Genomic DNA, 26,342 nt, shown 5'->3' with positions numbered 1-26,342 from the left:
CGCCCCGGGGCCAAATTTTTTGGGGCCCCCAAAAAAATTATAAAAACCCCCCCCCCCCCCCCCCCCCCCGGGGGGCGCCCCCCCCCCCCCCCCGGTTTTCTATGGTGGAAGGAGTTCCTTGTATGAAAGGGATTCCGGCTCGAGCGATGTGGCTCGATGCGATTCCCTTTGTCTGCGTGAAGCTCTAAACTCCCGCCCATGACCGAATCAAAATCCATGATCCTTGGCTGCGCCGGGAAATCGCTCACACGCGATGAAATCAGTTTCTATCGCAGCGAATGCCCGTGGGGATTCATCCTGTTTGCCCGCAACATCGGCGAGGCCGAGCAGATCCGAGATCTGGTCGCCGCGATGCGCGATTGTGTCGAGCGCCCGGACGCCCCGGTGTTCATCGACCAGGAAGGCGGCCGCGTGCAGCGCCTGCGGCCGCCGCTGGCACCGAATTATCCGGCCGGTGGCGCGCTCGGCGCCTTGTGGCGCAACGACCACGATGCCGGCAACCGCGCAGCATGGCTGATGGCGCGGCTGCATGCTTTCGACCTGCTGCGCTACGGCATCACGGCTGATTGCCTGCCGGTGCTCGACGTGCCGATCGAGGGCGCCAGCGACGTCATCGGCGCGCGCGCCTATGGCAAGGAGCCTCGTGCCGTCATCGAACTGGGCCGCGCCGCGGCGGAGGGCCTGATGTCGGGAGGCGTGCTGCCGGTGATGAAGCATATTCCCGGGCATGGACGGGCCTTTGCCGACACGCATTTCGAACTGCCGACCGTCGATGCCTCGATGAGCGACTTGCAGCGGCATGATTTCGCCCCGTTCAGGGAGCTCAATCATTTGCCGATGGCGATGACGGCGCATGTCGTCTACAGCGCGATCGATCCGAAGAACCCGGCCACCACCTCCGGCAAGGTCATCGACGAGATCATCCGCGGCGAAATCGGTTTCGACGGGCTGCTGATGAGCGACGACACCTCGATGAAGGCACTTTCTGGGGATTTCCCGACAAAGGCGGCGGCGATCCTTGCGGCGGGCTGCGATCTGGTCCTTCACTGCAACGGCGTTTTCGAGGAGATGGTCGGCATTGCGTCGCGCACAACGGGACTCGAAGGCACGTCGCTGCAACGTGCGCAACGGGCGCTGACCTATATCAAGAACCGCGATCGGGCTGATGAAGCCGAGATACGCGCCGAATTCGCCACCTATTTCGATGCGGTGGCCTAGACCATGATCCCGAAAAGTGGGAGCCGGTTTTTCGGAACAGATCACGGTCAAACAAGAAGATAGAAGCAAAGGACGCGACAGGAAGTGGCGGAAACGTTGGACAGCAAGGCCGGCAAGGCCGCACCGATGGACCGTCTTTGGGCCGAGAACGACGATTCGCGGCTGACCGGCGATCCCGCGCTGGTCGTCGATGTCGACGGTTTCGAGGGCCCGCTCGATCTTCTGCTGCATCTTGCCCGCAACCAGAAGGTCGATTTGTCGCGCATCTCGATCCTGGCGCTTGCCGAGCAATATCTGGCCTTCGTCGAAAAGGTGAGGGCGCTCAGGCTGGAGCTTGCCGCCGACTATCTGGTGATGGCGGCGTGGCTGGCGTTTCTCAAGTCGAAGCTTTTGATCCCCAAGCAACCCGGCGACGACGGTGAAAGCGGCGAGGAACTGGCGGCGGTGCTGCAATTCCGGTTGAAGCGACTGGAAGCGATGCGCGACGCGGCGGCACGCCTGGTCAACCGCAATCGGCTCGGGCGCGACGTGTTCGCCCGCGGCATGCCGGAAATGGTCATCATCGAGAAACGCAACGCCTATTCGGCCTCGCTCTACGATCTGCTGACCGCCTATGCGGCGCAACGCCAGAAGCAGGCGATCACCAATGTGACGATCGCCAGGCGCGGAGTGTGGTCGCTCAAGGATGCGCGCGACATCCTGAACAGGCTGATCGGCACGCTTGCCGACTGGACGGCGCTGGACAGTTTCCTGGTCGAATATCTGACCGACCCGGACGAGCGGCGTACCGCGGTTGCCAGTTCGTTTGCGGCGACGCTGGAACTGGTGCGCGAAGGCAAAATGGAAATGCGGCAGGACGAGGTGTTCGCGCCGCTCTATCTGCGCGGCCGCGCGCAAGGCATCAGGGCAGTTGAGGTGGCATCATGAGCGAGCGCACCAACGCTTCGGTCATTCCGTTCAAGGTCGACGACGAGACCGAAGACGGCGTGCTCGCCGAGGTGCCGGCAGAAAGTCAGGCCCAGAACTTGTCCCAGAATCCTGGCGAGCGGCTGCATATGGCGGAGGCCGTGCGCATGGCCGAGGCGATCGTTTTCGCCAGCGCCGAACCGGTCAGCGAAAAGCAGCTTACCGGGCGCCTGCCCGACGGCATCAATATTGCCGCGGCGATGGCTGAACTGCAGCAGATTTATGCGCGGCGCGGCGTCAATCTGGTGCGCGTTGGCGATGCCTGGGCGTTCCGCACCGCCGGCGATCTCGCTTTCCTGATGAGCCGCGACACGGTGCAGCAGAAGAAGCTTTCCCGTGCGGCGCTCGAAGTGCTGGCGATCATCGCCTACCACCAGCCGGTGACGCGCGCCGAGATCGAGGATATCAGAGGCGTCGAGACCTCGAAGGGCACGCTGGACACGCTGATGGAGACCGAATGGGTGAAGATGCGCGGCCGGCGCCGCACGCCCGGCCGTCCCGTCACCTACGGCACCACCGACATCTTCCTCGACCATTTCGCGTTGGAGGAGATCCGCGATCTTCCCGGCATGGAGGAATTGAAGGGTGCCGGGCTGCTTTCGGGCCGCATGCCGTCGAATTTTTCCATTCCGATGCCTCCGGCCGACCCGGATGTGCTGACCGATGACGAGGATCCGCTGACCGACATCGACCTTGAGGAACTCGGCCTGTTGACGCCGCGCGTCGAGGAAGATTGACCGCAAGCGACGTGCCGAAAGCGATGGTATTTGACGGCTGCGCCGATAGGTAGCGGGCTGAGGCGCCAAAACTGCGTGACTTCGGTCACTCATTTATAAACTCTGTCGCGGTTGTGTTTGAATCCCGGCGCGAAAGCGCATAGATCATCGTCAGAGAAAACTTTCGAGAGAGATTGTTATGGGTTCATTTTCGATTTGGCATTGGCTGATCGTGCTGGTGATCGTGCTGCTGGTGTTCGGTCGCGGCAAGATTCCCGAGCTGATGGGTGACATGGCCAAGGGTATCAAGAGCTTCAAGAAGGGCATCGCCGACGACGAGGTTGCCGAGGACAAGCGCACCGTCGAGCACCGTGCCGACGAAACCGTTTCGGCAGCGAAGGAAAAGGCCAGCAAGAGCTGAGCCCAAAACTTTAGTCGGAACGTATCGCCATGTTCGACATCGGCTGGACCGAGATGCTGGTGATCGCGATCGTCATGATCGTGGTCGTCGGGCCCAAGGATTTGCCCAAGATGCTGCGCACTTTTGGCCGCACGACGGCGAAGATGCGCGGCATGGCAGCCGACTTCCAGAAACAGTTCAACGATGCGCTGAAGGAGGCCGAGCTTGACGACGTCAAGAAGTCGGTCGATTCACTCAGAAGCCTCAACCCGGCCGCCGAGATCAGGAAACAACTCAACCCGTTCGAGCAGGCGGCGGCCGACGTCCGTTCAGGCGTCGACGCGGTGATGAAGCCGAAGCCGGCCGCAGACCCGGTCGCGCCGGCTGCTTCGACGCCGCAGGATACCGCGCTGAACAATGGCGCGACGGTGCTGCCGGGCGTCGATGCCCCGGAAGCGGCGCCGGCGGCGCCGACCTTTCCGGCGATGACCGATGGTTCGGTGACCCCGCCTGTCACGACGGCGGCGCCGGCCGCATCGCAAAAGGCCTCGGCGGCGAAGACGAAGGCCGCGCCAGCGAAAGCGATGCCGGCCTCCAAGGCCGCAGCGAAGCCAGCGGCAAAACCTGCTGTGACAAAGACCGCGGCTAAAAAGGCCGAGCCGAAGCCCGCTCCAGGAACGGTGAAGAAGCCGGCCGCAGCCGCCAAAAAGACGGCGGGAGCCGCCAAGTGAGCATTTCGGAAAAGGACGAGATCGACAAGTCAGCGGCTCCGCTGATGGAGCATCTGATCGAGTTGCGCCGGCGGCTGATGTGGTCGATTGGCGGGTTCTTCGTCGCCTTCCTGTTCTGCTTCTTCTTCGCCAAGCAGTTGTTCAACCTGCTGGTCATCCCGTTCAAATGGGCGACGCAATGGGCAGGGCTCGACCCGCACAAGGTCGAGCTGATCTACACGGCGCCGCAGGAATTCTTCTTCACCCAGGTCAAGCTGGCGATGTTCGGCGGCATGGTGATCGCCTTTCCGCTGATCGCCACCCAGATCTACAAATTCATCGCGCCCGGCCTCTACAAGAATGAACGCAACGCCTTCCTGCCGTTCCTGATCGCTTCGCCGATCCTGTTCCTGATGGGCGCGTCGCTGGTCTATTTCTTCTTCACGCCGATGGTGATGTGGTTCTTCCTCGCCATGCAGCAGGCGGGCACCGACGACCAGGTGCAAATTTCGCTGCTGCCGAAAGTGTCGGAATATCTCAGCCTGATCATGACGCTGATCTTCTCCTTCGGGCTGGTGTTCCAGTTGCCGGTGGTGACCAGCCTGATGACGCGGGTGGGCATGCTGTCGTCCGAGGCGCTGGTCGAAAAGCGCAAATGGGCAATCGTCATCGCCTTCGTCGTCGCGGCTATTCTGACGCCGCCCGACCCGATAAGCCAGATCGGCCTGGCCGTTCCTACGATCCTTCTCTACGAGGTCTCGATCTGGTCGGCCCGGCTGATCGAGCGCAGCAAGGAACGGGAACGTCTGGCGCGCGAGAAGCGGGAGGCTGCGGAAGCGGCGGCCGAAAAGCCGGCGGACGCGTCGTCGACCTAGCGGCATCGCCGTTATCTTCAGGTTTGCGGGACAGCGCGGGGCGCGAGGGAACTCGATCTTCACATCTTGCATCGGTCAAGGATGCGGTTTACGCCCCCTCTAGCCTACTTGAGGACGAACAGACCATGCTTGACATCAAATGGATTCGCGACCATCCGAAGGCCCTTGTCGAGGCGCTCCAGAAGCGCTCGTGGCCGGCTGCGGAGGCGCAGTCCACGGTCGATGATCTGATCGCCAGGGACGAGGCGCGGCGCGAACATCTGACCGAGCTGCAGACCAGGCAGGAGCGCCGCAACGCCGCCTCGAGAGAAATCGGCAACGCCATGCGCTCGGGCGACGCCGCCCTTGCCGAAAGACTGAAGGCCGAGGTCGGCGAGATCAAGGCCTTCATCCAGAACGGCGAGGCGCGCGAACGCGAGCTCGACAAGGCGCTGAACGACGCATTGGCGGTGCTGCCCAACGTGCCGCTCGACGACGTGCCGGTCGGCAAGGACGAGCACGACAACGTCGTCAAGCGCACCGTCGGCAAGGTGCCGAGCCGCCCGAACTGGGTGAAGGAGCATTTCGAGATCGGCGAAGCGCTCGGCATGATGGATTTTGAGCGGGCGGCGAAACTGTCCGGTTCGCGGTTCACGGTGCTCAAGGGCGGACTGGCACGGATGGAGCGCGCGCTCGGCCAGTTCATGCTGGACCTGCATACGACCGATCATGGCTACGAGGAGATCCAGCCGCCACTGATGGTGCGCGACGAAGCTCTTTTCGGCACCGGGCAACTGCCGAAGTTCGAGGAGGATCTGTTCTTCGCCCCGCATGGGGACGGCAGGCTTGGCCTCATTCCCACCGCCGAAGTGCCGCTGACAAATCTCGTGCGCGAAGACATCACGCCGCATGAAAAACTGCCGCTGCGCTATACGGCGCTGACGCCGTGCTTCCGTTCGGAAGCGGGCTCGGCCGGGCGCGATACGCGCGGCATGCTGCGCCAGCACCAGTTCTACAAGGTCGAACTGGTGTCGATCACTGACCAGGACACCTCGCTTGCCGAGCACGATCGGATGACCGAATGCGCTGAGGAAGTGCTGAAGCGGCTCGGCCTGCCATTCCGCACCGTGACGCTGTGCACCGGCGACATGGGCTTTGGCGCGCGCAAGACCTATGACATCGAGGTCTGGCTGCCGGGCCAGAACGCCTATCGCGAGATTTCGTCCTGCTCGGTCTGTGGCGATTTCCAGGCGCGGCGCATGGATGCCCGCTACAAGGATAACGACGGCAAGGGCAACCGCTTCGTCCACACGCTGAACGGTTCCGGCACCGCCGTCGGCCGCGCTCTTATTGCCGTCATCGAAAACTACCAGCATGAGGATGGCAGCGTAACCATTCCTGAAGCGCTTCGGCCTTACATGGGCGGTCTGGAAAAGATCGAATCGAGATAATGCGCATCCTCCTGACCAATGATGACGGCATCCATGCCGAGGGCCTTGCATCGCTCGAACGCATCGCCCGCACGCTGTCGGACGATGTCTGGGTGGTGGCGCCGGAGCAGGATCAGTCCGGCTATGCGCATTCGCTGTCGATCTCGGAGCCGCTGCGCCTGAGAAAGATCGGCGAAAAGCACTTTGCCGTGCGCGGCACGCCGACCGACTGCGTCATCATGGGCGTAAAAAAAATCCTGCCCGCAGCACCAGACCTGATCCTGTCCGGGGTCAATTCCGGCGCCAACATCGCCGACGACGTCACCTATTCGGGCACCGTTGCCGGCGCCATGGAAGGCGCGCTGCTCGGTGTGCGCTCGATCGCGCTCAGCCAGGCTTATTCCTATGTCGGCGAGGATCGCCTCGTCCCTTACGAGACCACCGAGGCGCTGGCGCCGGCGCTGCTCAAAAAACTGGTCGCCCTGCCGTTGCCGGATGGCGTGCTGCTCAACGTCAATTTTCCGAATTGCCTTCCCGAAGAGATCGCCGGCACGGTGGTCACCTCGCAAGGCAAGCTCGTCCACAGCCTGTGGGTCGATGAGCGCCGCGACGGCCGCGGGCTTCCCTATTATTGGCTGCGCTTCGGCCGCGAGCCGGTCGAGGGCAAGCAAGGCACTGATCTCTATGCCATGCGCAACCGGCTGGTGTCGGTGACGCCGCTGCAGCTCGATCTCACAGCGCATGAAATCCGCGATCAACTGACCAAGGCGCTCGCATGAACCTGAACCATGGTCCGACGGTCGATGACCGCGAAGGTTTCGCCGCTTTCCTGCTCCGCCTGCGTGGCAAGGGCGTGGTGCCGAAGGCGCTGATCGCCGCCTTCGAGGCGACGCCGCGGCGCGGCTTCCTTTCCGCACCGTTCCATCCGATCGCCTGGTCGGACCGCATGCTGCCGATCGAATGCGGCGAGGCGATCGAGGGCGCCGATCTGCAGGCTGCGGTGATCGCAGCACTTGCCATCGAGCCGGGCAACCGGGTGCTCGAGATCGGCACCGGGTCGGGCTACACGGCCGCGGTGATGTCGCGGCTCGCCGCGCGCGTCGTCACCATCGATCGCTACAAGACGCTGGTCGAGCAGGCCAAACAGCGCTTCGAGGCGCTCGGCATCGGCAATGTCATCGTGCGCCAGGCGGACGGCTCCAACGGACTGGCCAATGAAGCGCCGTTCGACCGTATCGTCGCATGGGCGGCCTTCGACAGCCTGCCGCGCTTCCTGCTCGATCAATTGTCGAGCGGCGGCATCGTCATCGCCCCGATCGGACCCGAGGAGGGCGAGCAGGTGCTGGCCAAGCTGACCAAGGTCGGCAGCCGCTTCGAACGCGAGGACATCGGTCTCGTACGCCTGCAGCCGATCCTGCGCAGCGTAGCCGCCATCATCTGATTATCCGACGCATCGCGCTTGGGGAAAGGCCTTCGGCCAATTCTTCGACTCCGGCGCGGCCTGACCTGAATCTCGACATACCCCAACAGGCAGCTTTAAATATTTTAAGAAAATTTGCGCCTGATTCTAGAGGTTTAACCGGCCGGTAACATTAACGCGCTTTAATCACGGTCAGTCTGTACCGGGTATCTGCGGGTAAATGCGATGCAATTCAGTATTTTGAAGGCAAACGGACGCAACCTGGCGCGGGGTATCGCCGTCCTGATGGTTGCGGGCACCGCGGCGGGATGCAGTTCCCAAGTCTCGCGGTTCAACAGCGTCGACGATGTCTTCACGTCGTCGACAAACAACCAGCGCGCCATCATCGACAAGCAGGACTCCGCCCAGCCCTATCCCGGCGATGCCGCCGCGGTTTCGGCCGCGCCGCTCGACGGCAGCCACACCCAGTCGGTAAGCCGTTCAAGCCTCGAACCGGTCACGACGCAGCAATTGCCGCCAGTCGAGCAGTCGCAGCCGGCTACCGCGTCGGCGCCCGCCGCCAGTCCGGCTCGCACCGCTTCGGCGCCAGCCGCTCCCAGGGTCGACCGGACTGCGACCGGAACCGTGGCAAAGCCGTTCAAAGCGTCACAGCCCGATGCTCCGCGCATGGCGACGGCGGGCGGCGAACCGCGTGCAGCCGAGATCATCGTCAAGGACGGCGAGACCATTTCCGGTCTGTCGCGGCGCTACGGCGTGCCCGCCGACGCCCTGATGAAGGTCAATGGGCTAAGCGCGACCAACGGGCTGAAGACCGGCCAGAAGATCGTCATCCCGGCCTATGCCTATTCGGGCAAGAAACCGGCGCCGAAGCTTGCCGACACCAAGCCTGCGAACGACACCAAGCACGATGTGCCGGCCAAGGCGCCGGAGATGGTCGCCGTGCTGCCGCAGCAGCCCAAGCTCAAGGAGGGCAAGTCCACCGCGCAGGTGGATGCATCGGCCGCAGCAAGCCAGCCGAAGGACGCCGCACCCAAGGCGGCTGGTGCCGGTGGCTCCTACACCGTCCAGCAGGGCGATACGCTGTCGGCCATCGCCAGGAAGACCGGCGTCGGCGTGGTTGCGTTGAAGCAGGCGAACGGCATGCAGGACGGTCTGCTCAAGATCGGCCAGACATTGAAGGTGCCGGCCGGCGGAACCGCGACAGTTGCCAACGCCAAGCCGGCAAAGGTCGATCCGGTAACGACTGCCACCACCCCGCCTGCGGCGAAGACGACGCCGTCGGAAACGCTCGCCGCCTACACGCCGCCGAAGAAGGAAAAGGTCATCCAGCAGGCCGAGGACGACGACGCGGTCGCGCCGAATGCCACCGGTATCGGCAAGATGCGCTGGCCGGTGCGCGGCCGCGTGATCTCCAGTTTCGGCGGCGGCAAGGACGGTGTCGACATCGCCGTGCCGGAAGGAACGCCAGTCAAGGCGGCCGAGAACGGCGTCGTCATCTATGCCGGCGATGGCCTCAAGGAATTCGGCAATACGGTGCTGGTGCGCCACGAGAACGGTTTGGTCACAGTCTATGGTCACGCCCGTTCGATAGAGGTCCAGCGCGGCCAGAAGGTCAAGCGCGGCCAGGAAATCGCGCAGTCCGGCATGAGCGGCACCACCGACTCGCCGAAACTGCATTTCGAAGTGCGCAAGAATTCGGCGCCGGTCGATCCTTCGACCTATCTTGAATAAAGAAAGTCGATCCTTCGACCTATCTTGAATAGAACAAGAAAAGCGATTGCGGGCCCCCTGACCTCCAGTCCGGCCCGCCGGCTCAGCCCGCTCCGCAAGGGGCGGGCTTTTTCAGGGGCTTTTCCGGACCATGATCTTGTCCGAAAACCGGGCTCCACGTTTCGGGATCATGGTCTAATCCTGGAGCGACTTGCCGAGCCGGCCTGCCAGATCCTGGGTGTACTGCCAAGCGACGCGGCCCGAACGGCTGCCGCGCGTCGTCGCCCATTCCAGCGCCTCGGCGCGCAGCGTCTCGGGATCGATGGCAAGTCCGTGATGGCGGACATATCCGTCGATCATGTCGAGATACTCGTCCTGCGAGCATTTGTGAAAGCCGAGCCAGAGGCCGAAACGGTCGGAGAGCGAGACTTTTTCCTCGACCGCTTCCGACGGGTTGATGGCGGTCGAGCGCTCATTGTCGATCATGTCGCGCGGCAAAAGGTGGCGCCGGTTCGACGTGGCGTAGAAGATCACATTGGCCGGGCGACCCTCGACTCCGCCTTCGAGCGCCGCCTTCAGCGACTTGTAGGACGTGTCGTCGTGGTCGAATGAGAGGTCGTCGCAAAACAGGATAAAACGGTAAGGCGCTGCCTTCAGCAGCGCCATCAGCTTCGGCAGCGTGTCGATGTCCTCGCGGTGGATCTCGATGAGCTTGAGTGGCAGGTCCAGCTTTGCCGATGCGTTGACCGCCGCATGCACGGCCTTGACCAGCGAGGATTTTCCCATGCCGCGTGCGCCCCACAACAGCACGTTGTTGGCTGCGTAACCGGAGGCGAAACGCTCGGTGTTGTCGACCAGTATGTCGCGGACGCGGTCGACGCCGCGGATCAAACCGATGTCGACGCGGTTGACCTTGCGCACCGGCTCCAGATAGCCGGGATCAGCCTGCCAGACAAAGCAGTCGGCGCCGCCGAGATCGGTTTCCGGCACCGGAGGCGGGGCGAGGCGGGCGACCGCCTCGATCAGGCGGTCGAGCTTCCTGTTCAGGGCTTCGATGGTGCTGTCGGTCATTCTTGTCTTTTGTTTTTGCATTCACGAAGCAACGGAACCTATTGATTCCGGCGGTTTCGGAACCGGCTCCAACCTTTTGTTAGGGCACGATCTTTTTCGAGAACCGCGCTCCATCATTCGGGACCATGCTCTAACACGGCTCCACCAGCCGGAAAAGCAGCTGAAATGCTCGGCCGCAGTTGCATTGGCAACTTTACCGACTATATTCCGGCCAAATTTCACGGGGCCGCCAAATTACCCGTTTGGCGGCTGTTTTTCAAAATTCAGGAGTACTTCGATGTTCGTGACACCGGCATATGCCCAAGGCGTCGGCACCTCCCCGGATATGTTCATCAGCATTTTGCCGTTTGTCCTGATTTTCGTGATCATGTATTTTCTGATCATCCGGCCGCAGCGCACGCAGTTGAAGAAGCGCGGCGAGATGCTGGCGGCGGTCCGCCGCGGCGACACGGTCGTCACTGGCGGCGGTTTCGTCGGCAAGGTGACCAAGGTCATCGACGACAACGAGCTCGAGATCGATCTCGGCGGTGGCACCAAGGTAACGGCGCTGCGCTCGACGATCGCCGATGTGCGCGTCAAGGGCGAGCCAGTGGCGAACCAGAACGCCAAGAAATAGACGGATTGTCGGCGAACGATCTGCGGATACACCCAGACCGACAAACGCCATTTGCTGTATTTTTGCGCTTCAGGACGACTCTGATATGGCCGGCCAACGTATCACGGGGCGCCAACGATCTCGTGATGCCATTGCGCGCTGGTCCCATGCCGGCAAGATTGACAATAGTTGAAGAAAGCCCGATGGCAGCATCAAAGTGAACTGCCTTGTGCTCGACATCAACCTTTGTGCGGACCACGGCGAGCCAGTGGCGAACCAGAGCGCCTAGAAATAACCCGATTCCAGGCGGAACGATCCGCCCGAATGCCGTGACGGACGACGCCATATGCTCTATTTCTCGCGCTTCAAGATGATCCTGATCTGGCTGGCCGTGGCCGCGACAGTGATCCTGGCTGCGCCCAATCTTTTTTCGGCAAGCACGCTCGCCAAGCTTCCCGACTGGGTTCCGAAGCGCCAGATGACGCTCGGCCTCGATCTGCAGGGCGGCTCGCATATCCTGCTCAGGATGGATCCGAACGATCTGATCAAGGATCGGCTGGAGACGACGCGCGACGAAATCAGGACGCGGCTGCGCGATGCCAAGATCGGCTATACCGGCCTTGCCGGTTCAGGCCGGGCCGTGCAGGTCCGCATCACCGATCCCGGTCAGGTCGAAGCCGCCAAGACGGCGCTGAAAACATTGACCGACCCGGTGGCCGCTGGCCTGTTCAGCGGCGGCTCCGTCCAGGAAATGTCGCTGGATGATTCCGAGCCCGGTCTGCTCAAATTTGCCTTCACCGATGCCGGCATCAAATATCGCACATCGACGGCGCTGGCGCAGTCGCTCGAAGTCGTCGAGCGCCGCGTCAACGAACTCGGCACCACCGAGCCGATCGTGCAACGCCAAGGCGACGACCGTATTCTGGTCCAGGTGCCGGGCCTGCAGGATCCACAACGGCTGAAGGACATTCTAGGCCAGACCGCCAAGCTGACCTTCCAGATGGTCGACCAGTCCATGCCGGTGCAGGACGCGCTCAACGGTCGTCCGCCGGCCGGATCGTCGGTGTTGTATTCGCAGGATGATCCGCCGGTTCCCTATCTGATCGAGAATCGCGTCATCGTTTCTGGCGAAAATCTCGTCGATGCGCAGGCGACGTACAATTCCCAGACCAATGAGCCGGTGGTTTCGTTCACCTTCGATTCCAAGGGGGCGGCGCGTTTCGGCCAGGCCACCTCGCAGAATGTCGGCAAGTTGTTTGCCATCATCCTCGACAATCAGGTGATTTCGGCGCCGCAGATCCGCGAACCGATCCTTGGCGGCAGCGGCCAGATCTCAGGCAATTTCACCGCCGAGAGTGCCAACGACCTCGCCGTGCTGTTGCGTGCCGGCGCGCTGCCGGCGACGCTGACGGTGATCGAAGAGCGCACGGTAGGCCCTGGGCTCGGCGAGGATTCCATTCACGCCGGCAAGGTCGCCGGCGTGATCGGCTCCATACTCGTCGTCGTGTTCATGTTCGTGGCCTATGGCTTTCTCGGCTTCATCGCCAACATCGCGCTGACGGTGCATGTGGCGATGATCATCGCGTTGTTGTCGTTGCTTGGCGCGACACTGACATTGCCCGGCATCGCCGGCATCGTGCTGACCATCGGCATGGCGGTCGATTCAAACGTTCTCATCTACGAGCGCATCCGCGAGGAGAGACGAAACGGTCGCTCGGTGATCCAGGCGATCGACACGGGCTTTTCCAAAGCGCTGGCGACCATCGTCGATTCGAACGTCACCTCGCTGATCGCGACCGTGGTGCTGTTCTGGCTCGGGACCGGCCCGGTGAAGGGTTTTGCCGTAACCTTCGCCATCGGGATTCTGACCACCGTCTTCACCGCCTTCACTTTCACCCGCCTGCTGGTGTCGATCTGGCTTCGCCGCGCCCGCCCGAAGGAATTGCCGCGCGCGCCGGTGACCTTCGTCCCGGCGGGCACGCGAATTCCGTTCATGGGCATCCGCCGCTGGACATTCGCGCTGTCCAGCATGCTGTCGATCCTGGCGGTCGTGCTGTTCATGACCGTCGACATCAATTACGGCATCGACTTCAAGGGCGGTTCGCTGATCGAGGTCCAGGCCAAGGATGGCACCGCCGATATTGCCGACATCCGCGGCAGGCTTTCTGAACTCAATATCGGCGAAGTGCAGGTGCAGCAGTTCGGCGACCCGAATGACGTCTTGATTCGCGTCGGCACGCAGGAGGGTGGCGAGAACGCCGAACAGACCGTCATCGACAAGGTGCGTGGCGAGTTGCAGGACCATTACGATTTCCGCCGCGTCGAGGTGGTGGGACCGACGGTCTCCGGCGAGCTCGCCAAGCAAGGCACCATCGCCATGCTGATCGCGCTGCTCGGAATCCTGGTCTATGTCTGGTTCCGCTTCGAATGGCAGTTCGCGGTCGGCGCCATTATCGCCACAGTCCACGATGTGGTCATGACGATCGGCTTCTTCGTCATCACCGGTCTCGAATTCAACCAATCGTCGCTTGCAGCGATACTCACCATCATCGGCTATTCGCTCAATGACACGATCGTCGTCTATGACCGTGTTCGCGAAGACTTGCGAAAATACAAGCGGATGCCGCTGCCGCATTTGTTGAACAACGCCATCAACGAGACGCTGTCGCGAACGACGCTCACCTCGGTGACGACGATGCTCGCGCTGCTGGCGCTGGTGCTGTTCGGCGGCGAGGTGATCCGCTCGTTCACGCTGGCGATGCTGTTCGGCGTCGTCTTCGGAACCTATTCGTCGATCTTCATCGCCGCGCCATTGCTCATCCTGTTCAAGCTGCGGCCGGAGACCGCGACGGCCGAGGTGGAGAAGCCGGTGAGCGGCGGCAAAGCCATAGCAACCTGACGGGCGGCCAACGGGATGACCAAAGGCATTGTCATCCGTGAAGCGCATTTCCCCGGCCGTGCGCCGATCGAGGCCTATGGCAATGGCGGGTTTCGTTTCGCCGACATGTCGCATCGCGGCTCGCTCCTGTGCCTGCCGTCGGGCATCTATGGCTGGGAGCCGGCTGATCCCTTGGCACTGACGGCGGCGGATTTCGCCAAGCTGCTCAACGAGGCTGACCAGGTCGAGATCCTGCTGGTCGGCGCCGGCAAGGATCTCAGGCCGTTGCCGGCGGCGCTGGGTGCTGTGCTGAAGGCGGCGGGCATTGCAGCCGATCCGATGTCGACTGGTGCTGCCGTGCGGACCTACAATGTTCTCCTGGCGGAAAACCGTGCCGTGGCCGCCGCGCTGATTGCCGTCGAGTGACGTGAGCGAAAACGCCAAAATCGTCATGGAAACGGTGCGCGCCGCCGACCATGATCGCTATGTTTGCGCGCTCTATGCGCCCGAGGACAAGCGGGACGCGCTGTTTTCGCTCTATGCCTTCAATGCCGAGATATCTGGCATTCGCGACCGTATCCGCGAGGCACTGCCCGGCGAGGTGCGACTGCAATGGTGGCGCGATGTCATCGCCGCCGAGGACGCCGGGGTAGGCACAGGCCATCCCGTCGCCGACGCGTTGAAGGCGACGATTTCCGCCCATCACCTGCCGAAGCCCGCCTTCGAGAACATGCTCGAAGCCCGTATTTTCGATCTCTATGACGACCCCATGCCGTCGCGGACCGATCTGGAAGGCTATTGCGGCGAGACAGCAGCGGCGCTCATCCAGCTTGCAGCCATGGTGCTCGATCCAGTCGCAGCACCGCAGTTTGCCGAACTTGCGGGCAGGGCAGGTTGCGCACAAGCGATGACCGGCCTTTTGCTGCTGCTGCCATTGCATCGCAAGCGTGGGCAGTGCTTTGTCCCGGCCGACATTCTGGCCGCGGCAGGATCGTCGTCCGAAGAGTTCGTTGCGGGCGATGACGGGCCTGGAGCACAACGCGCCGTCGCCGCAATGATCGCGCTGGCGCAAGAACATCTTGCAGCTTTCGAAAGCGGGGCATCGTCGTTGCCGGATTCGCTCAGACCAGCATTTTTGCCGCTGGCCTTGTCGCGCGCCTATCTCGACAAGATGGAAAGTTCTCGTCAGTCACCTCTCAACGAGGTGGCGCGGCTCTCGGCCTGGCGCCGGCATTTTCTGTTGTTGCGCCGCGCGACGCGGGGCTGGCCGGACGCCTGAGGGCTGCCAAGCATGAAGGAATCCGGAAAGCCGGAACTATCACGGCAGCCGTAGACGTCTGTCACGATGCCTCGCTCGATCCGCCATCGCGCATCAGCGCCTCATAGTCGCGACCGCCATAGAAGCTGTTGACGATGCGGACGGCATCGTCATCGACAACGTAAGCGATGATGGCAGAGTGCTCGAACGGCACTGTTCGCGATCCCGGCGCAATGTCATCGCGCGACCGGCCGCCGCGAGGCGCGTTGCCGATGCTTTGGCAGCGGGAATTTCAGCGCAACTTCCGGACTTCCGCCAGCCTCTATGATGTTCCTGAAAATGTCGGCCAGATCATTCCTGGCGGTTTCTCGAGCTCGACTTCAAGCCGCTGAATCATCAGAACGGCTCGAAAGTCGGGCGACGAATCCCCGATGGTGAGCGCGAACCTCTTCTCCTGAATAGCCCGGCCTTCTATCCTCGATCGATGCCTTCACGCGCGCCCTGATCGAGGCCATGCGCTCGGCATGCTCTTCCTCCTCGCGCTGGAAGGCGCGAAGGGCTGCACGGATGACCTCGCTCGCCGATCCAAAGGTGCCATCCGCGACTTTTTCGCGGATCATGCGCGCCATGGCGGGCGTGACAGTGACGGACAGTTTCTCGGCGGGTTCCATGGAATTGCTCCCTATAAGTGGGATATTATCCTACTCTCCTGTCGACCGATCGACAAGAACAGACAGGCGGGCTACTCCGCCGCTTCCGCCTGGGAAGGCAGCCCCAGCCATTCGCGGCAGGCGGCCAGCGCGCGCGATGTCACCGCACGCCGCTTGGCGACGGTCTTGTCCTTGCCGCGCAGGCGTTTTCCCTCGGCTTTCGGCGCTTCCACCGGAGGGAACAAGCCGAAATTGATGTTCATCGGCTGGAATGAGCGCTTTCCCGGCTCGTCGTCGGAAACGACGTGACCGCCGGTAATATGGTTGAGCAGCGCGCCAAAGGCTGTGATCATCGGCGGCAGCGCCGGCGCGTGGCCCAACCGCTCGGCGGCGGCAAAGCGCCCGGCGAGCAGGCCGATGGCGGCACTTTCGACATAACCCTCGCAGCCGGTGATCTGGCCGGCGAAGCGCAGGCCGGGCCGTGATTTCAACTGCAGCGATTGGTCAAGCAACGTCGGCGAATTGATATAGGTGTTGCGGTGCAGGCCGCCGAGGCGGGCAAACTCGGCGTTTTCGAGGCCCGGGATGGTGCGGAACACGCGAACCTGCTCGGCGTGCTTCAGCTTGGTCTGGAAACCGACCATGTTGTAGAGCGTGCCCAACGCATTGTCCTGGCGAAGCTGCACGACGGCATAGGCCTTTACCGACGGATTGTGCGCATTGGTCAGCCCCATCGGCTTCATCGGCCCATGGCGCAGCGTCTCGACGCCGCGCTCGGCCATGATCTCGATCGGCAGGCAGCCGTCGAAATAGGGCGTGCCTTCCCATTGCTTGAATTCGGTCTTTTGGCCGTCGACAAGCGCCTGCACGAAGGCAAGATATTGCTCCTTGTCCATCGGACAGTTGATGTAATCCTTGCCGGTGCCGCCAGGTCCGACCTTGTCGTAGCGCGACTGGAACCAGCAGATGTCCATGTCGATCGTGTCGAAATGGACGATCGGCGCGATGGCGTCGAAGAAGGCGAGCGCATCGGCGCCTGTCACTTCCGCGATCGATTGGGCGAGCCCAGGTGCGGTCAGCGGGCCGGTGGCGATGATCGCCTGGTCCCAATCCGCCGGCGGCAGGCCTGGCACTTCCTCGCGCTGGATGGTGATGAGCGGGTGCGCTTCGAGCTTTCTTGTCACCGCTCCGGAAAACGCGTCGCGGTCGACAGCCAGCGCTCCGCCGGCCGGCACCTGGTGCGCGTCGCCGGCGCTCATGATCAGCGAACCGGCCAGCCGCATTTCGGCGTGCAGCAGGCCGACGGCGTTGGTCTGCGCATCGTCGGAGCGGAAGGAATTGGAACAGACGAGTTCGGCCAATCCATCCGTCTTGTGCGCATCGGTGCCGCGGATGGGACGCATTTCATGCAGCACGACGGGAACGCCGGCTTCGGCCGCCTGCCAGGCGGCTTCAGAACCGGCCAGGCCACCGCCGATGACGTGAATGGGATTCTTGTTCATGAGCGCCGAAATAATCCTTTGTAGCTGCGATTGCAATTACACGAGCCGGCCGCGTTGTTGCCGCCAAGTGCTGCAATCGTCTACTGTCGGAGAATGGACGGGATGCTTGGGATCTTTGCCAGAGCGACATTTCTGACAGTCGTGATCGCCGTGGGCGGATCAGCGGCCGCCGGCGAACTGGCTGCGACGGCTTCCAAGCGGATCCCCATCTGCCACGGCTACAGCTGCAACTATCGCACGATGCTGGCGCTTGGCCCCGGTGACGGCGCGCGTTTCCGCTCTATCCTGCGTGCCGGCGCCGGTTCGCCCCAAGCCGAGCGTGCGGCTATTTCGAAGGCTGTTCGCTATTTCGAGCAGCGCATTTTCCGGGCCACCGGCATTCGCGATCTGCCGCAGTCGGAATTCGGCGCATCGCGCATCAGGGGCCAGATGGATTGTGTCGACGAATCGACCAATACCCATGCGCTGCTGGTCTATCTTGCCGAGCGAAAATTGCTCAGGTTCCACAAGGTCGAGGACAAGGCCTCGCGAGGCTTGTTTGTCGACGGGCGCTATCCCCATTGGACGGCGGTGATCAGCGACCGCAGAGGCACCGAGTGGGTGGTGGATTCCTGGTATGCGCCGATGGGCGGCGCACCGGACATTTTTCCGCTCAGCCAGTGGAAGAAGAGGGGCGTGCTGGAAAGCGGTGCGCTCGACTGACGACAGGGACTTCCCCGCCAGGACGAATTCCCAGAACGATTCTCAGAGTGTGCGTCGACCCTGAAAAACAACAACACCCGCCGGGGGAGGATCCGGCGGGTGTCGTTTTGCTGGTCGATCCTCGGGAGGAGGTGAAGATCGACCGTATTCGCCATCGCCGGGGAGGAGGTCGGCTTTGACGAAATTCCTTTCGCCTGATGAAAGGGGGCGAAACCCTTTTGGACGAAATCGCTTCGCCTTGGGGAAACAGCGCCCGCCGCGGGAGGAAGGTGCGGCGGGCGCCGTTTTTGTGGTCAACCCTCGGGAGGAGGTGAAGGCTGACCGTATCCGTCAGGGTCGGGGAGGAGGTCGACCCTGGCGAAATTCTGACTAGATCGCCTTGCGGGCGATGCTCTTGATCTCTTCGCGGACGATGCCGAGATCATGCAGCTGGCGGTTCGAAAGGCGACCCAGCTCGGTAACCGTCGAGCGATAAACGCGCCAGTTACGATAGTTGCGGATCAGGTTCATTGTCGTTCTCTTTTCAAGTCAAACTGGTTCGGACCATTTGCGGTCCGAAGAGGATTAGACCGCCTTGCGGGCGACGTAGTGGATGTCGCTGCGGCTGATGCCGAGGTCGGTCAGTTCACGGTTGCTCAGGCGGCTCAGCTCGGAAACGGTGTCCCGGTAGCGGCGCCAGTTGCGGTAGTTGCGGATCAGGTTCATGGTATTCTCGTTTCGTCTTTCTTCCGGATCATTCCGTCTTTGTGTACGCCATGAAGATAGGTCGGGTCATATCGATTTAAAAGCGCTATTGGTGCATAGCAGCAATGCAAATTGTGCAATGCACAATCCCCCGGCAATTCTCGTCTTCGACAGAGATAGGCCCGAATCGGAAAATGCCGTAGCGTCAACGGTTTGTCCGGGTCGGCTGAAGAAACGACCAAGCTGGAGGGAAAGGCATGGCGAGCTATTCGTCGCGGGTCAGGGCCGATATCGCACGATGGCTGCAGGCTGGCCTGATCGACGCCTCGACGGCCGACGCGCTGACGCGCGACGTCGAGGCCAATGAGCGCAAATCACTGAGCTTCGGCTCGATCCTGGCGATGATGGCGGCGCTGCTTTTTGGTGCGGCCGTGCTGATCTTCGTCGCCGCCAACTGGGAAGCCATCCCGCGACTGGCGCGGGTGGCAGCGCTCTTCGCCATCATCTTCGCCGGCTATGTCGGCGGCGCCGTTCTGAAGACACGCGACCATGCTGCAATCGGCGAGGCACTCTGGATCGTCGCCGCGGCGGCATTCGGCGGATCGATCGCGCTGATCGGCCAGATGTACTATTTGTCAGGCGACGAAGCGTCGGCCTTGATCACCTGGGGCGCGGGCACCGCCCTGGCGGCAGTTGCGCTGCGCTCGAACCCGCTGACCGTCGCTTCTGTCGGCATTGCCGACGCATGGCTGTTCCTGAGAGGCTTCGACTATTTCAGGCGCACGGAATTTCCGCACCTCTTCGTCGTCATGGCGATCGTGTTGTTCGCCATTTCGTTCTGGACCCGCAGCCAGGCGGCGCGGCATCTGATCATCCTGTCGGTCATCTTTTATCTCGTGCTGTTGTTTACGGAATACGAAACGCTGCAGGTCGCCGTCCCGCTCATTGTCGTGTCGGCGCTGCTTTTCGCGGCTGCGATCTTCGCTGCCGAGCCCGTCGACGGGGTCTTGCAACTCGGTGGCAGGTTGACGTTACACGCGCTGATCGGGTTTCTCACCGGCCTGGCGATGATCCAGTTCGAACTGGCCGGTGACAGCAATAACAGCGGCTTCGGCATTGCCTCGGCCATTGCGCTTGCCGGCATTGTCGCGGCAATCGTGCTGGGCGGCCGCGAGAGCAGGGGCTTGCGCTGGGTTGCCTATGCCGGCTTCGCCTTCGAACTCGCCATCATCTATGTGGTGATGCTGCAGTCGATGCTCGACACGGCAGGCTTCTTCCTTGCAGCCGCTGTGCTTCTTGGCCTGCTTGCCCTTGTCATCCTCCGCGTGGAGAAGCGCATGAGGCTCCCGAGCGTAGAAGGAGCAGCGGCATGATGACCGGCAAGAAACTGATCATTTCAGCGCTGGTGCTGGCACTCGTCCAGATCGGCTTCCTGGGCTGGATCATCGCCGGCCGGGCGGCGATGATGCGCGACGGCAAGCACGTGCTGCTGAGGGTCGAACCGATCGATCCGCGCGATCTCCTGCGCGGCGACTACATTATGCTCAGCTATGATATTTCGCGCCTACCGGTGAAGCTGATCGCCAACATTCCGACCGGCAAGCTGGTGAGCGACGATACGCCGATCGTGGTCAGGCTGAGACAGGGCGCCGACGGCTATTGGGGCGCAACCACGGCCTGGTTCGGGCAAGCGCCTGCGCCGGCAGCATCCGATGCAGTCGATATCGTCGGGCATGTGTCAGAAGGCTGGGATCTCAGCGTAGCCACGACGATCGCGCCGGATTACGGCATCGAGCGCTTCTATCTGCCGGAAGGCGAGGGGATGGCGATTCAGAACGACATGCGGGTGCGGCCGTTTGGCGTCCGCGTCGCAATCGCGGCCGATGGCGCCGCGCAGATCAAGGCGCTGATGGACGGCGACAAGACGCTGTTCGAGGAACCGCTCTATTAGAATTGGCCCGGATTGAATTGGCAAAGCGTGGCCGGCTCGGACAGCATCAAACATGACGATTTCGTGACGAGACGAGAAGACATATGGACGACGGAAGCACGCGCCGGCCGCTGCCGCGATGGCGATGCTGGCGGTGATCGCCTCGCAGGCGGTCTCGACCCCAACGCCTTCCGGTACTGGAACCTTGATCCACTGTTCGAGGGGAGCAGTGGTGCGGGTAGAGGGACTCGAACCCCCACGTTCTCACGCCAGAACCTAAATCTGGTGCGTCTACCAATTCCGCCATACCCGCTGGCTTCGTTCACCGTGACATGTCTATGTCACAACCCATGTCACAAGTTCAACACTTAGATTTTCGAGGTTTTTGGGCCTCGCGTTGGTGTCCGGCGGGCAAGGCGCGGACTTTCTGTCCAAAGTAGGCGACGGCGTCGCGAACGAACTCGTCGGCGGCCGGGTCTTCCTGCCCAAGGATGTATTCAAATTCTTTCAAATTGATTCGGGATATTTTTCTACCCGTAAGTCACGACCGCAAACATTGTTTCGTGTTAGCGATTCAAACACTCTCTGGGTTCGTTATTGCTAAAGTAGCAAATTTGAAACTGCTGCTGTGGGGTAATTACCAAAGGAGAGTGTCATGGCAAACGTCGTTAACAGCTTCGCCGCAGCTCTGGCCTGTAGTGCACTTGTTTTATCTCTTTCTTTTCCCGCCAGCGCAGGCGGCATTAGCGTCGGCGCCGGCGCATCGGTTGGCGGCCGTGGCGGCGTAAACGCCGGTCTCGGCGCATCGGTTGGCGGCCGAGGCGGTGTAAACGCCGGTCTTGGCGCCTCGATCGGCGGCAGTGGCGGCGTCAATGCGGGAGTCGGCGCTTCGATCGGCGGTAGCCCCGGGGTAAATACGGGAGCCGGCGCCTCGATCGGCGGCAAGAAACGCATTATCGCGGGTGTCGGCGCTTCGATCGGCGGCCGAAGCGGGGTGAATGCCGGCGCCGGTGCATCGATCGGCGGCAGCAGGGGCGTTGGCGCTGGTGCCGGCGCCAATGTCGGTGGCACTCGTGGCGTCACGGCTGGCCTGGGTGCCAATCTCGGCGGCACTCGTGGCGTCACGGCCGGCCTGGGCGCCGATGCCGGTGGCACCAGTGGTATCACTGCTGGCGCAGGCGCAGATGTAGGCGGCACCGGCCTCGTTGCAGCGGGTGTGAGTGCCAATGTTGGTGGGACGACCGGGGTCGGCGTCGGTGTAGGCGTCGGCGATGGGACCCTTGCTGGCACACCCGGGACTCCTGGAACACCCGGGACTCTTGGCGTGAGCGTGGTCGCGCAGATGTCCAGCAGCCAGTTGATACGGATGAAGAAGCGCTGCGTCGATGTGCTCGGGAGCGGCGGCACATACGATCGCGACCTGCGTGAGCTTTGCTTGCTGATCGCCCGCCGCTGAGAAGACTGTTGCGCAAACGGGAGTGTCGCATCGGCCGTACAGGCTTTGACAACACTCTCCTGGCCTCGCGGCCGGGCCCGCCACTCGCAAGGTGGCGGGCTTCTCTGCGTCAGGACCGCTGCGCTGAGCGGCTGCCGACTTCGGGTAGCTACACCAGCGGGAGCCAAGTCGGAGTGGAACCTAAATCCAGCGCGGCCACCAATTCCGCCACATCCGCGTGGCCGGCAGGCAGCCATCATTCTGTCAATGTCGCGGTCAAAATAGCGGCCGTTCGCCGGCGCATGATCCCGAAAAACGAAAAATCGTATTTTTGGGGATCATGCGCCAAAATCAAGGTGCTCCAGCTTCCTGTGCGCGTCCAAGATGACGCGCGGCGCTGTAGACGCGAAGATGGTTGAAAATCGGCCGCGCCTGTGACAAAAGGCGTGTCGAATGTGACGGGATGCGACGATCCACTTCTGCAGAATGTGATAAGAAGTCGGAAAAACAAAGACTTATTCACATTTTGGAGCGTGTTTCTGGACGATTTTGAGCCGCGTTGAGTGGACAGATCGCCAAGTCCCGCACCAAAAGCCATTCCCGGCAAGATCATACCGGCAGGCTGTAAACGGCAAGAGCCGTTTGGCTGCGGAAACGAAGGTTCTATGATGCAGGTCACCGAAACGCTCAACTCCGGTCTCAAGCGCGAGATCAAGATCACCGTGCCGGCCGGTGACATGGAAGCCAAGCTGATGGCGCGGCTTTCAGATGCCAGGAGCAAGGTCCGCATCAACGGCTTTCGCCCCGGCAAGGTGCCGGTGCAGCACCTGCGCAAGGTCTATGGCAAGTCGTTCATGGCTGAAGTGGTCAACGAGATCCTCAACGATTCGACCCGTTCGATCATTACCGGCCGTGGCGAAAAGGCTGCCATGCAGCCCGAAGTGATCATGACCGAGGACGAGAAGGAGGCCGAGAAGATCCTGGCCGGCGGCGCCGACTTCGAGTTCCGCCTGAACTACGAGATCATTCCGCCGATCGAGATCAAGGATTTCTCCGACATCAAGGTGACGCGTCAGGTGTTTGACGTGCCGGATTCGGAAATCGACGAGCAGGTCAAGCGTGTCGCCGAATCGGCGCGCACCTACGAACCGAAGACCGGCAAGGCCGCCGATGGCGACCGCGTGACGATCGACTATGTCGGAAAGATCGACGGCGAAGCCTTCAGCGGCGGCGCCGGCACGGACCAGCCGCTGGTGCTCGGCTCCAAGGAATTCATTCCCGGCTTCGAGGATCAGCTCGTCGGCAGCAAGGCCGGCCACGAGAGGCAGGTCACGGTCATATTCCCGGAAAACTACCAGGCGGCGCATCTTGCCGGCAAGGAAGCCACCTTCGACGTCACCGTCAAGGAAGTGTCCCAGCCCGGTGCGTTGGAGATCAACGACGAAATGGCCAAGAATCTCGGCCTGGAGTCGCTGGAGCGCCTGCGTGAGGTGGTGCGCGGCCAGATCGAGAACCAGTTCGGCTCGATGACGCGCCAGAAGATCAAGCGCCAGCTGCTCGACCAGCTCGATGCCGCCTACTCGTTCGAGGCGCCGTCGAAGCTTGTCGAGGCCGAGTTCAACAACATCTGGAACCAGGTCAACCGCGATCTGGAAGCCGCCGGCCGCACCTTCGCCGACGAGGAGACGACGGAAGAAGAGGCGCGCGCCGAATATATGCGGCTTGCCGAGCGCCGTGTGCGTCTCGGCCTGGTTCTCGCCGAAATCGGCGAGAAGGCCGGCGTCACCGTGTCGGACGAGGAATTGCAGCGCGGCTTGCTCGAGCAGGTGCGCCGCTATCCGGCCAACCAGCAGCAGGAAGCCTTCGAATTCTACCGCAGCAATCCCGAAGCGCTGAACACGTTGCGCGCGCCGCTGTTCGAGGAGAAGGTGGTCGACCATCTGCTCAGCCAGATTTCGGTCACCGACGTCAAGGTCAGCAAGGAAGAACTGATGGCCGACGACGAGGACAGCGAGACGGCCAAGGCGAAGCCGGCGAAGAAAGCCGCAGCGACGAAGGCCGACGCCAACAAGTCCGACGCCGATAAGGCCGACGATGCGGAAGAACCCAAGAAGAAGGCCGCGCCGAAGAAGAAAGCTGCCAAGGACGCCGAATAGCACAACATTCTGCTGGATGTGAAAGGCCGCCCTCGAGGCGGCCTTCTTTTCGATGCCGCCGACGTCGCAAGGCCGCCGCCGCCCTAATCGCGAGACGACTGATTGACGAGGATTCGCATCACCGTGACCCGTTCGGGCAGCTCGACGAGGAACTCTTCGTCGCGCGGCAGGTGATGGATCTTATGCGGGTCACCGCCGGTGAAGCTCGCCATGGCTTCGACGTCAGGCCAGTACGAGATTGTCACGAACTCTGTTTCTTCTTTACGATCCTCGCGAAACAACTGCACGCCAAGTGCCTTCTCCTGAAGCGGCGGAATGCCTTCGCGACGTAGATAGGGCTCGTAGACGGCTGCCAGATCACGGCGTGTCGTTCCCCGCCAGATCCGGGCGATTGTGGCATTGTCGATCATGGAGTGCGCTCCTCTTGATGGATTGTCATGAGGATGGGGCAGCGATGGCGGAATCCGCTGCGGTGTTGTGCGGGCGATTAATGCAGGACCTTGCCCAGAAACCGTCGCACCAGTGGCAGGGCGACCTCGAAGTGTGTCTCCAGCAGCCAGTGCCCTGCGTCGTCCAGCAAATGCAGCTCGGCCTCGGGGAGATCGCGCAGATAGGCGCGCGCTGCCGGCTCGGGCATGTATTCGTCCTTCGGTCCCCAAAGGATCATTGCCGGTGGCCGGTGCTCGCGCAGGTATGCCTGGTAACGAGCGAACCAGTCGAGATTAGCCTTGAGCTTCTCCATCAGTCCGACGGAAAGCGCACGCCGCACAGGCGTATCCATCAGCGGCCAATGCAACTTCCACAGATCGGGCGGGACACGTCGAGCGACGTCGTCATCGACTTCGCCTACGAACTCGGCGCGAAAGCCGTCTTCGCTCACCGCCTGTTCGAGCGGCGCACGGTTCGCTGGCGAACGATCATGCCAGAAACGCCGGATCGTTTCATACTTCGGGCCAAGAGCATCGGCGTAGATGTCGCCATTCTGTATGACCAGGGCCCTGATCCGCGATGGGTGCGCTATGGCGTGGCGCAGGCCGATCTGCGAGCCGTAGTCGTGCAGCCATAGCGCGTAGCTGCCGAGCTCCAGCGCGTCGGTGAACCGCTCCAGGAACTTTGCATAGGCATCAAAATCATAACCGAACCGTGCCGGATCGCCACTGTAGCCAAAGCCGGGGAAATCCGGCGCGACCGTCCGCCACCGGTCGGCGAGCGCCGGCATCAGCCGGCGATATTGGAAGGATGAGCAGGGATAGCCATGCGGAAGCAGCAACACCGGCGCGGTTTCAGGACCTGCTTCTCTGTAAAAGACGGTCTCGCCGTCGATCGTGCGGGTGCCGTGGCGCACCTCCAGGTCGCTCCTGTCGTTCATAGACACTTCTCTGATCTTTTGATCTTCCAGATGTTTAACCGTAGCTGGTCTAACGCCATTACCCGGTATGCGTTCCGATTGCGCTCGACGCCGATCGGCCTGCCTCGTCGCCTCTGCGGCGATCCCGCGGGTCGACTTCTTCTATCTGCCGGCCGGATTCTGTGGTATGTAGATGCCGCAATTCCATGCGGGAGACGCGGATATTCCGCTCTGTCGTGAAGGGGCGCATGCCGTGTCGGCACGCGCTGATCGTCCAAGGCAGATTTGGCGATCGGGAGGATATGCCATGCGTGCAATCGCGTTTTTCGCAGTCGTGTCCGTTGCGACCTTTGTCACGAGCCAATCCCAGGCACAGGATGCCGCCGCCGGTGAGAAGGTCTTCGCCAAATGCAAGGTTTGTCACGTCGTTGACAAGGACCAGAACAAGGTCGGTCCGTCGCTGAGCGGCGTCATCGGCCGGACGGCCGGCACGCATCCCGGGTTCAAGTATTCCAAAGCCATGACCGAGGCGGGCGCATCCGGCGTCAAATGGGACGACGCCACGCTGACGAATTATCTTCGCGATCCCAAGGCCATGATCAAAGGTGGGAAGATGGCGTTTCCCGGCCTCAAAAAGGACGAGGATCTCGCCAACGTCATCGCCTATCTGAAGCAATTCTCCAAATGAGCCGGTTCTTCCGCCAGGAAG

General features: G+C 62.1%; 29 protein-coding genes and 1 tRNA gene. 20 read left to right on the top strand and 10 right to left on the bottom strand.

The features are described from left to right. Window positions 1–198: 198 nt before the first annotated feature. The 10 genes from nagZ to AC0L15_RS26100 all read left to right on the top strand — a co-directional run bounded on the left by nagZ (window position 199) and on the right by AC0L15_RS26100 (window position 9,445). Window positions 199–1,218 (top strand): beta-N-acetylhexosaminidase, encoded by a 1,020-nt coding sequence (gene nagZ, locus AC0L15_RS26145; RefSeq protein ID WP_236388649.1) that lies wholly within the window; start codon window positions 199–201, stop codon window positions 1,216–1,218. A gap of 126 nt (window positions 1,219–1,344) precedes the next feature. Next, a complete protein-coding gene (locus AC0L15_RS26140) occupies window positions 1,345–2,145 on the top strand; it encodes a segregation and condensation protein A (RefSeq protein ID WP_287249132.1) in 801 nt (266 codons plus the stop codon). Continuing rightward, on the top strand, window positions 2,142–2,921 hold the full coding sequence (gene scpB, locus AC0L15_RS26135) for an SMC-Scp complex subunit ScpB (protein WP_287176332.1): 780 nt from the start codon (window positions 2,142–2,144) through the stop codon (window positions 2,919–2,921). The genes AC0L15_RS26140 and scpB overlap by 4 nt, the downstream gene beginning before the upstream one ends. A 178-nt stretch (window positions 2,922–3,099) precedes the next feature. Further along, window positions 3,100–3,321 (top strand): twin-arginine translocase TatA/TatE family subunit, encoded by a 222-nt coding sequence (locus AC0L15_RS26130; protein WP_023802572.1) that lies wholly within the window; start codon window positions 3,100–3,102, stop codon window positions 3,319–3,321. Between the two features lie 29 nt (window positions 3,322–3,350). After that, window positions 3,351–4,031, top strand: coding sequence for a Sec-independent protein translocase protein TatB (gene tatB / locus AC0L15_RS26125; protein ID WP_473497568.1), 681 nt, complete (start codon window positions 3,351–3,353; stop codon window positions 4,029–4,031). A gap of 44 nt (window positions 4,032–4,075) precedes the next feature. Continuing rightward, window positions 4,076–4,885, top strand: a complete 810-nt coding sequence (gene tatC / locus AC0L15_RS26120) for a twin-arginine translocase subunit TatC (RefSeq protein ID WP_051407946.1) — start codon at window positions 4,076–4,078, stop codon at window positions 4,883–4,885. Window positions 4,886–5,010: 125 nt separating this feature from the next. Further along, window positions 5,011–6,315, top strand: a complete 1,305-nt coding sequence (gene serS, locus AC0L15_RS26115) for a serine--tRNA ligase (RefSeq protein ID WP_287248991.1) — start codon at window positions 5,011–5,013, stop codon at window positions 6,313–6,315. After that, complete coding sequence (surE, locus tag AC0L15_RS26110) at window positions 6,315–7,073, top strand: 5'/3'-nucleotidase SurE (protein ID WP_473497566.1); 759 nt, start codon at window positions 6,315–6,317, stop codon at window positions 7,071–7,073. The genes serS and surE overlap by 1 nt, the downstream gene beginning before the upstream one ends. Next, entirely contained in the window at window positions 7,070–7,735 is a 666-nt protein-coding gene (locus AC0L15_RS26105; RefSeq protein WP_287248988.1) for a protein-L-isoaspartate(D-aspartate) O-methyltransferase, read from the top strand. The genes surE and AC0L15_RS26105 overlap by 4 nt, the downstream gene beginning before the upstream one ends. A gap of 204 nt (window positions 7,736–7,939) precedes the next feature. Further along, window positions 7,940–9,445: a peptidoglycan DD-metalloendopeptidase family protein gene (locus AC0L15_RS26100; protein WP_287248986.1), complete on the top strand. Its 1,506-nt coding sequence runs from the start codon at window positions 7,940–7,942 to the stop codon at window positions 9,443–9,445. Window positions 9,446–9,619: 174 nt separating this feature from the next. On the opposite strand, the gene AC0L15_RS26095 is transcribed toward AC0L15_RS26100, so the two are convergent. Beyond that, window positions 9,620–10,495, bottom strand: coding sequence for an ATP-binding protein (locus AC0L15_RS26095; protein ID WP_287207575.1), 876 nt, complete (start codon window positions 10,493–10,495; stop codon window positions 9,620–9,622). A gap of 277 nt (window positions 10,496–10,772) precedes the next feature. Here AC0L15_RS26095 and yajC point away from each other — a divergent pair, with 277 nt between their 5' ends. The 4 genes from yajC (at window position 10,773) to AC0L15_RS26075 (ending at window position 15,247) form a co-directional block, all read left to right on the top strand. Next, on the top strand, window positions 10,773–11,111 hold the full coding sequence (yajC, locus tag AC0L15_RS26090; RefSeq protein WP_023802565.1) for a preprotein translocase subunit YajC: 339 nt from the start codon (window positions 10,773–10,775) through the stop codon (window positions 11,109–11,111). 325 nt (window positions 11,112–11,436) lie between these two features. Further along, window positions 11,437–13,989 (top strand): protein translocase subunit SecDF, encoded by a 2,553-nt coding sequence (gene secDF / locus AC0L15_RS26085; protein ID WP_473497564.1) that lies wholly within the window; start codon window positions 11,437–11,439, stop codon window positions 13,987–13,989. Window positions 13,990–14,004: 15 nt separating this feature from the next. Next, a complete protein-coding gene (locus tag AC0L15_RS26080; RefSeq protein WP_287248983.1) occupies window positions 14,005–14,394 on the top strand; it encodes an Mth938-like domain-containing protein in 390 nt (129 codons plus the stop codon). 1 nt (window position 14,395) lies between these two features. Beyond that, window positions 14,396–15,247: a phytoene/squalene synthase family protein gene (locus AC0L15_RS26075; protein WP_287248981.1), complete on the top strand. Its 852-nt coding sequence runs from the start codon at window positions 14,396–14,398 to the stop codon at window positions 15,245–15,247. 61 nt (window positions 15,248–15,308) lie between these two features. Here AC0L15_RS26075 and AC0L15_RS26070 read toward each other — a convergent pair whose 3' ends face one another. From AC0L15_RS26070 to trmFO, 3 genes are all read right to left on the bottom strand, one after another. Further along, window positions 15,309–15,440, bottom strand: coding sequence for a hypothetical protein (locus tag AC0L15_RS26070; RefSeq protein ID WP_287248979.1), 132 nt, complete (start codon window positions 15,438–15,440; stop codon window positions 15,309–15,311). A 166-nt stretch (window positions 15,441–15,606) separates the two neighbouring features. Further along, complete coding sequence (locus tag AC0L15_RS26065; protein ID WP_473497561.1) at window positions 15,607–15,897, bottom strand: type II toxin-antitoxin system ParD family antitoxin; 291 nt, start codon at window positions 15,895–15,897, stop codon at window positions 15,607–15,609. A gap of 71 nt (window positions 15,898–15,968) precedes the next feature. Beyond that, the gene (gene trmFO / locus AC0L15_RS26060) at window positions 15,969–17,378 is read right to left on the bottom strand and encodes a methylenetetrahydrofolate--tRNA-(uracil(54)-C(5))-methyltransferase (FADH(2)-oxidizing) TrmFO (protein ID WP_473497559.1); all 1,410 of its coding nucleotides are present in this window, start codon (window positions 17,376–17,378) and stop codon (window positions 15,969–15,971) included. Window positions 17,379–17,480: 102 nt separating this feature from the next. Between trmFO and AC0L15_RS26055 the strand changes: the two genes are divergently transcribed. Beyond that, the gene (locus AC0L15_RS26055; RefSeq protein WP_027156227.1) at window positions 17,481–18,080 is read left to right on the top strand and encodes a hypothetical protein; all 600 of its coding nucleotides are present in this window, start codon (window positions 17,481–17,483) and stop codon (window positions 18,078–18,080) included. Window positions 18,081–18,449: 369 nt separating this feature from the next. Here AC0L15_RS26055 and AC0L15_RS26050 read toward each other — a convergent pair whose 3' ends face one another. Next, complete coding sequence (locus AC0L15_RS26050) at window positions 18,450–18,590, bottom strand: DUF1127 domain-containing protein (protein ID WP_023802557.1); 141 nt, start codon at window positions 18,588–18,590, stop codon at window positions 18,450–18,452. 54 nt (window positions 18,591–18,644) lie between these two features. Beyond that, window positions 18,645–18,785, bottom strand: a complete 141-nt coding sequence (locus AC0L15_RS26045) for a DUF1127 domain-containing protein (RefSeq protein WP_006335194.1) — start codon at window positions 18,783–18,785, stop codon at window positions 18,645–18,647. A gap of 236 nt (window positions 18,786–19,021) precedes the next feature. Between AC0L15_RS26045 and AC0L15_RS26040 the strand changes: the two genes are divergently transcribed. Together AC0L15_RS26040 and AC0L15_RS26035 are read left to right on the top strand one after the other, a co-directional pair. Further along, window positions 19,022–20,137, top strand: a complete 1,116-nt coding sequence (locus tag AC0L15_RS26040; RefSeq protein ID WP_473497557.1) for a DUF2157 domain-containing protein — start codon at window positions 19,022–19,024, stop codon at window positions 20,135–20,137. Then, window positions 20,134–20,715 (top strand): GDYXXLXY domain-containing protein, encoded by a 582-nt coding sequence (locus AC0L15_RS26035; protein WP_473497555.1) that lies wholly within the window; start codon window positions 20,134–20,136, stop codon window positions 20,713–20,715. Before AC0L15_RS26040 ends, AC0L15_RS26035 begins: the two co-directional genes overlap by 4 nt. Window positions 20,716–20,924: 209 nt before the next feature. On the opposite strand, the gene AC0L15_RS26030 is transcribed toward AC0L15_RS26035, so the two are convergent. Continuing rightward, a tRNA-Leu gene (locus AC0L15_RS26030) sits at window positions 20,925–21,007 on the bottom strand. 342 nt (window positions 21,008–21,349) lie between these two features. On the opposite strand from AC0L15_RS26030, the gene AC0L15_RS26025 reads away from it, so the two are divergent. Continuing rightward, window positions 21,350–22,150, top strand: coding sequence for a hypothetical protein (locus AC0L15_RS26025; RefSeq protein WP_287248870.1), 801 nt, complete (start codon window positions 21,350–21,352; stop codon window positions 22,148–22,150). A gap of 235 nt (window positions 22,151–22,385) precedes the next feature. Here AC0L15_RS26025 and AC0L15_RS26020 read toward each other — a convergent pair whose 3' ends face one another. Next, a complete protein-coding gene (locus AC0L15_RS26020; RefSeq protein ID WP_139172655.1) occupies window positions 22,386–22,820 on the bottom strand; it encodes a hypothetical protein in 435 nt (144 codons plus the stop codon). Here AC0L15_RS26020 and tig point away from each other — a divergent pair. Next, the gene (gene tig, locus AC0L15_RS26015; protein WP_287249130.1) at window positions 22,798–24,285 is read left to right on the top strand and encodes a trigger factor; all 1,488 of its coding nucleotides are present in this window, start codon (window positions 22,798–22,800) and stop codon (window positions 24,283–24,285) included. The genes AC0L15_RS26020 and tig overlap by 23 nt on opposite strands. An 83-nt stretch (window positions 24,286–24,368) precedes the next feature. On the opposite strand, the gene AC0L15_RS26010 is transcribed toward tig, so the two are convergent. Both AC0L15_RS26010 and AC0L15_RS26005 read right to left on the bottom strand, forming a co-directional pair. Continuing rightward, the gene (locus AC0L15_RS26010) at window positions 24,369–24,695 is read right to left on the bottom strand and encodes an antibiotic biosynthesis monooxygenase family protein (RefSeq protein ID WP_287248867.1); all 327 of its coding nucleotides are present in this window, start codon (window positions 24,693–24,695) and stop codon (window positions 24,369–24,371) included. Between the two features lie 77 nt (window positions 24,696–24,772). After that, window positions 24,773–25,654, bottom strand: coding sequence for an alpha/beta fold hydrolase (locus AC0L15_RS26005; protein ID WP_473497553.1), 882 nt, complete (start codon window positions 25,652–25,654; stop codon window positions 24,773–24,775). A gap of 286 nt (window positions 25,655–25,940) precedes the next feature. Between AC0L15_RS26005 and AC0L15_RS26000 the strand changes: the two genes are divergently transcribed. Beyond that, window positions 25,941–26,321 (top strand): c-type cytochrome, encoded by a 381-nt coding sequence (locus AC0L15_RS26000; protein WP_091596987.1) that lies wholly within the window; start codon window positions 25,941–25,943, stop codon window positions 26,319–26,321. Window positions 26,322–26,342 lie beyond the last annotated feature (21 nt).

Source organism: Mesorhizobium sp. WSM4846 (genome assembly GCF_055811415.1).
This window is presented reverse-complemented; position numbering and strand designations above follow the sequence as displayed.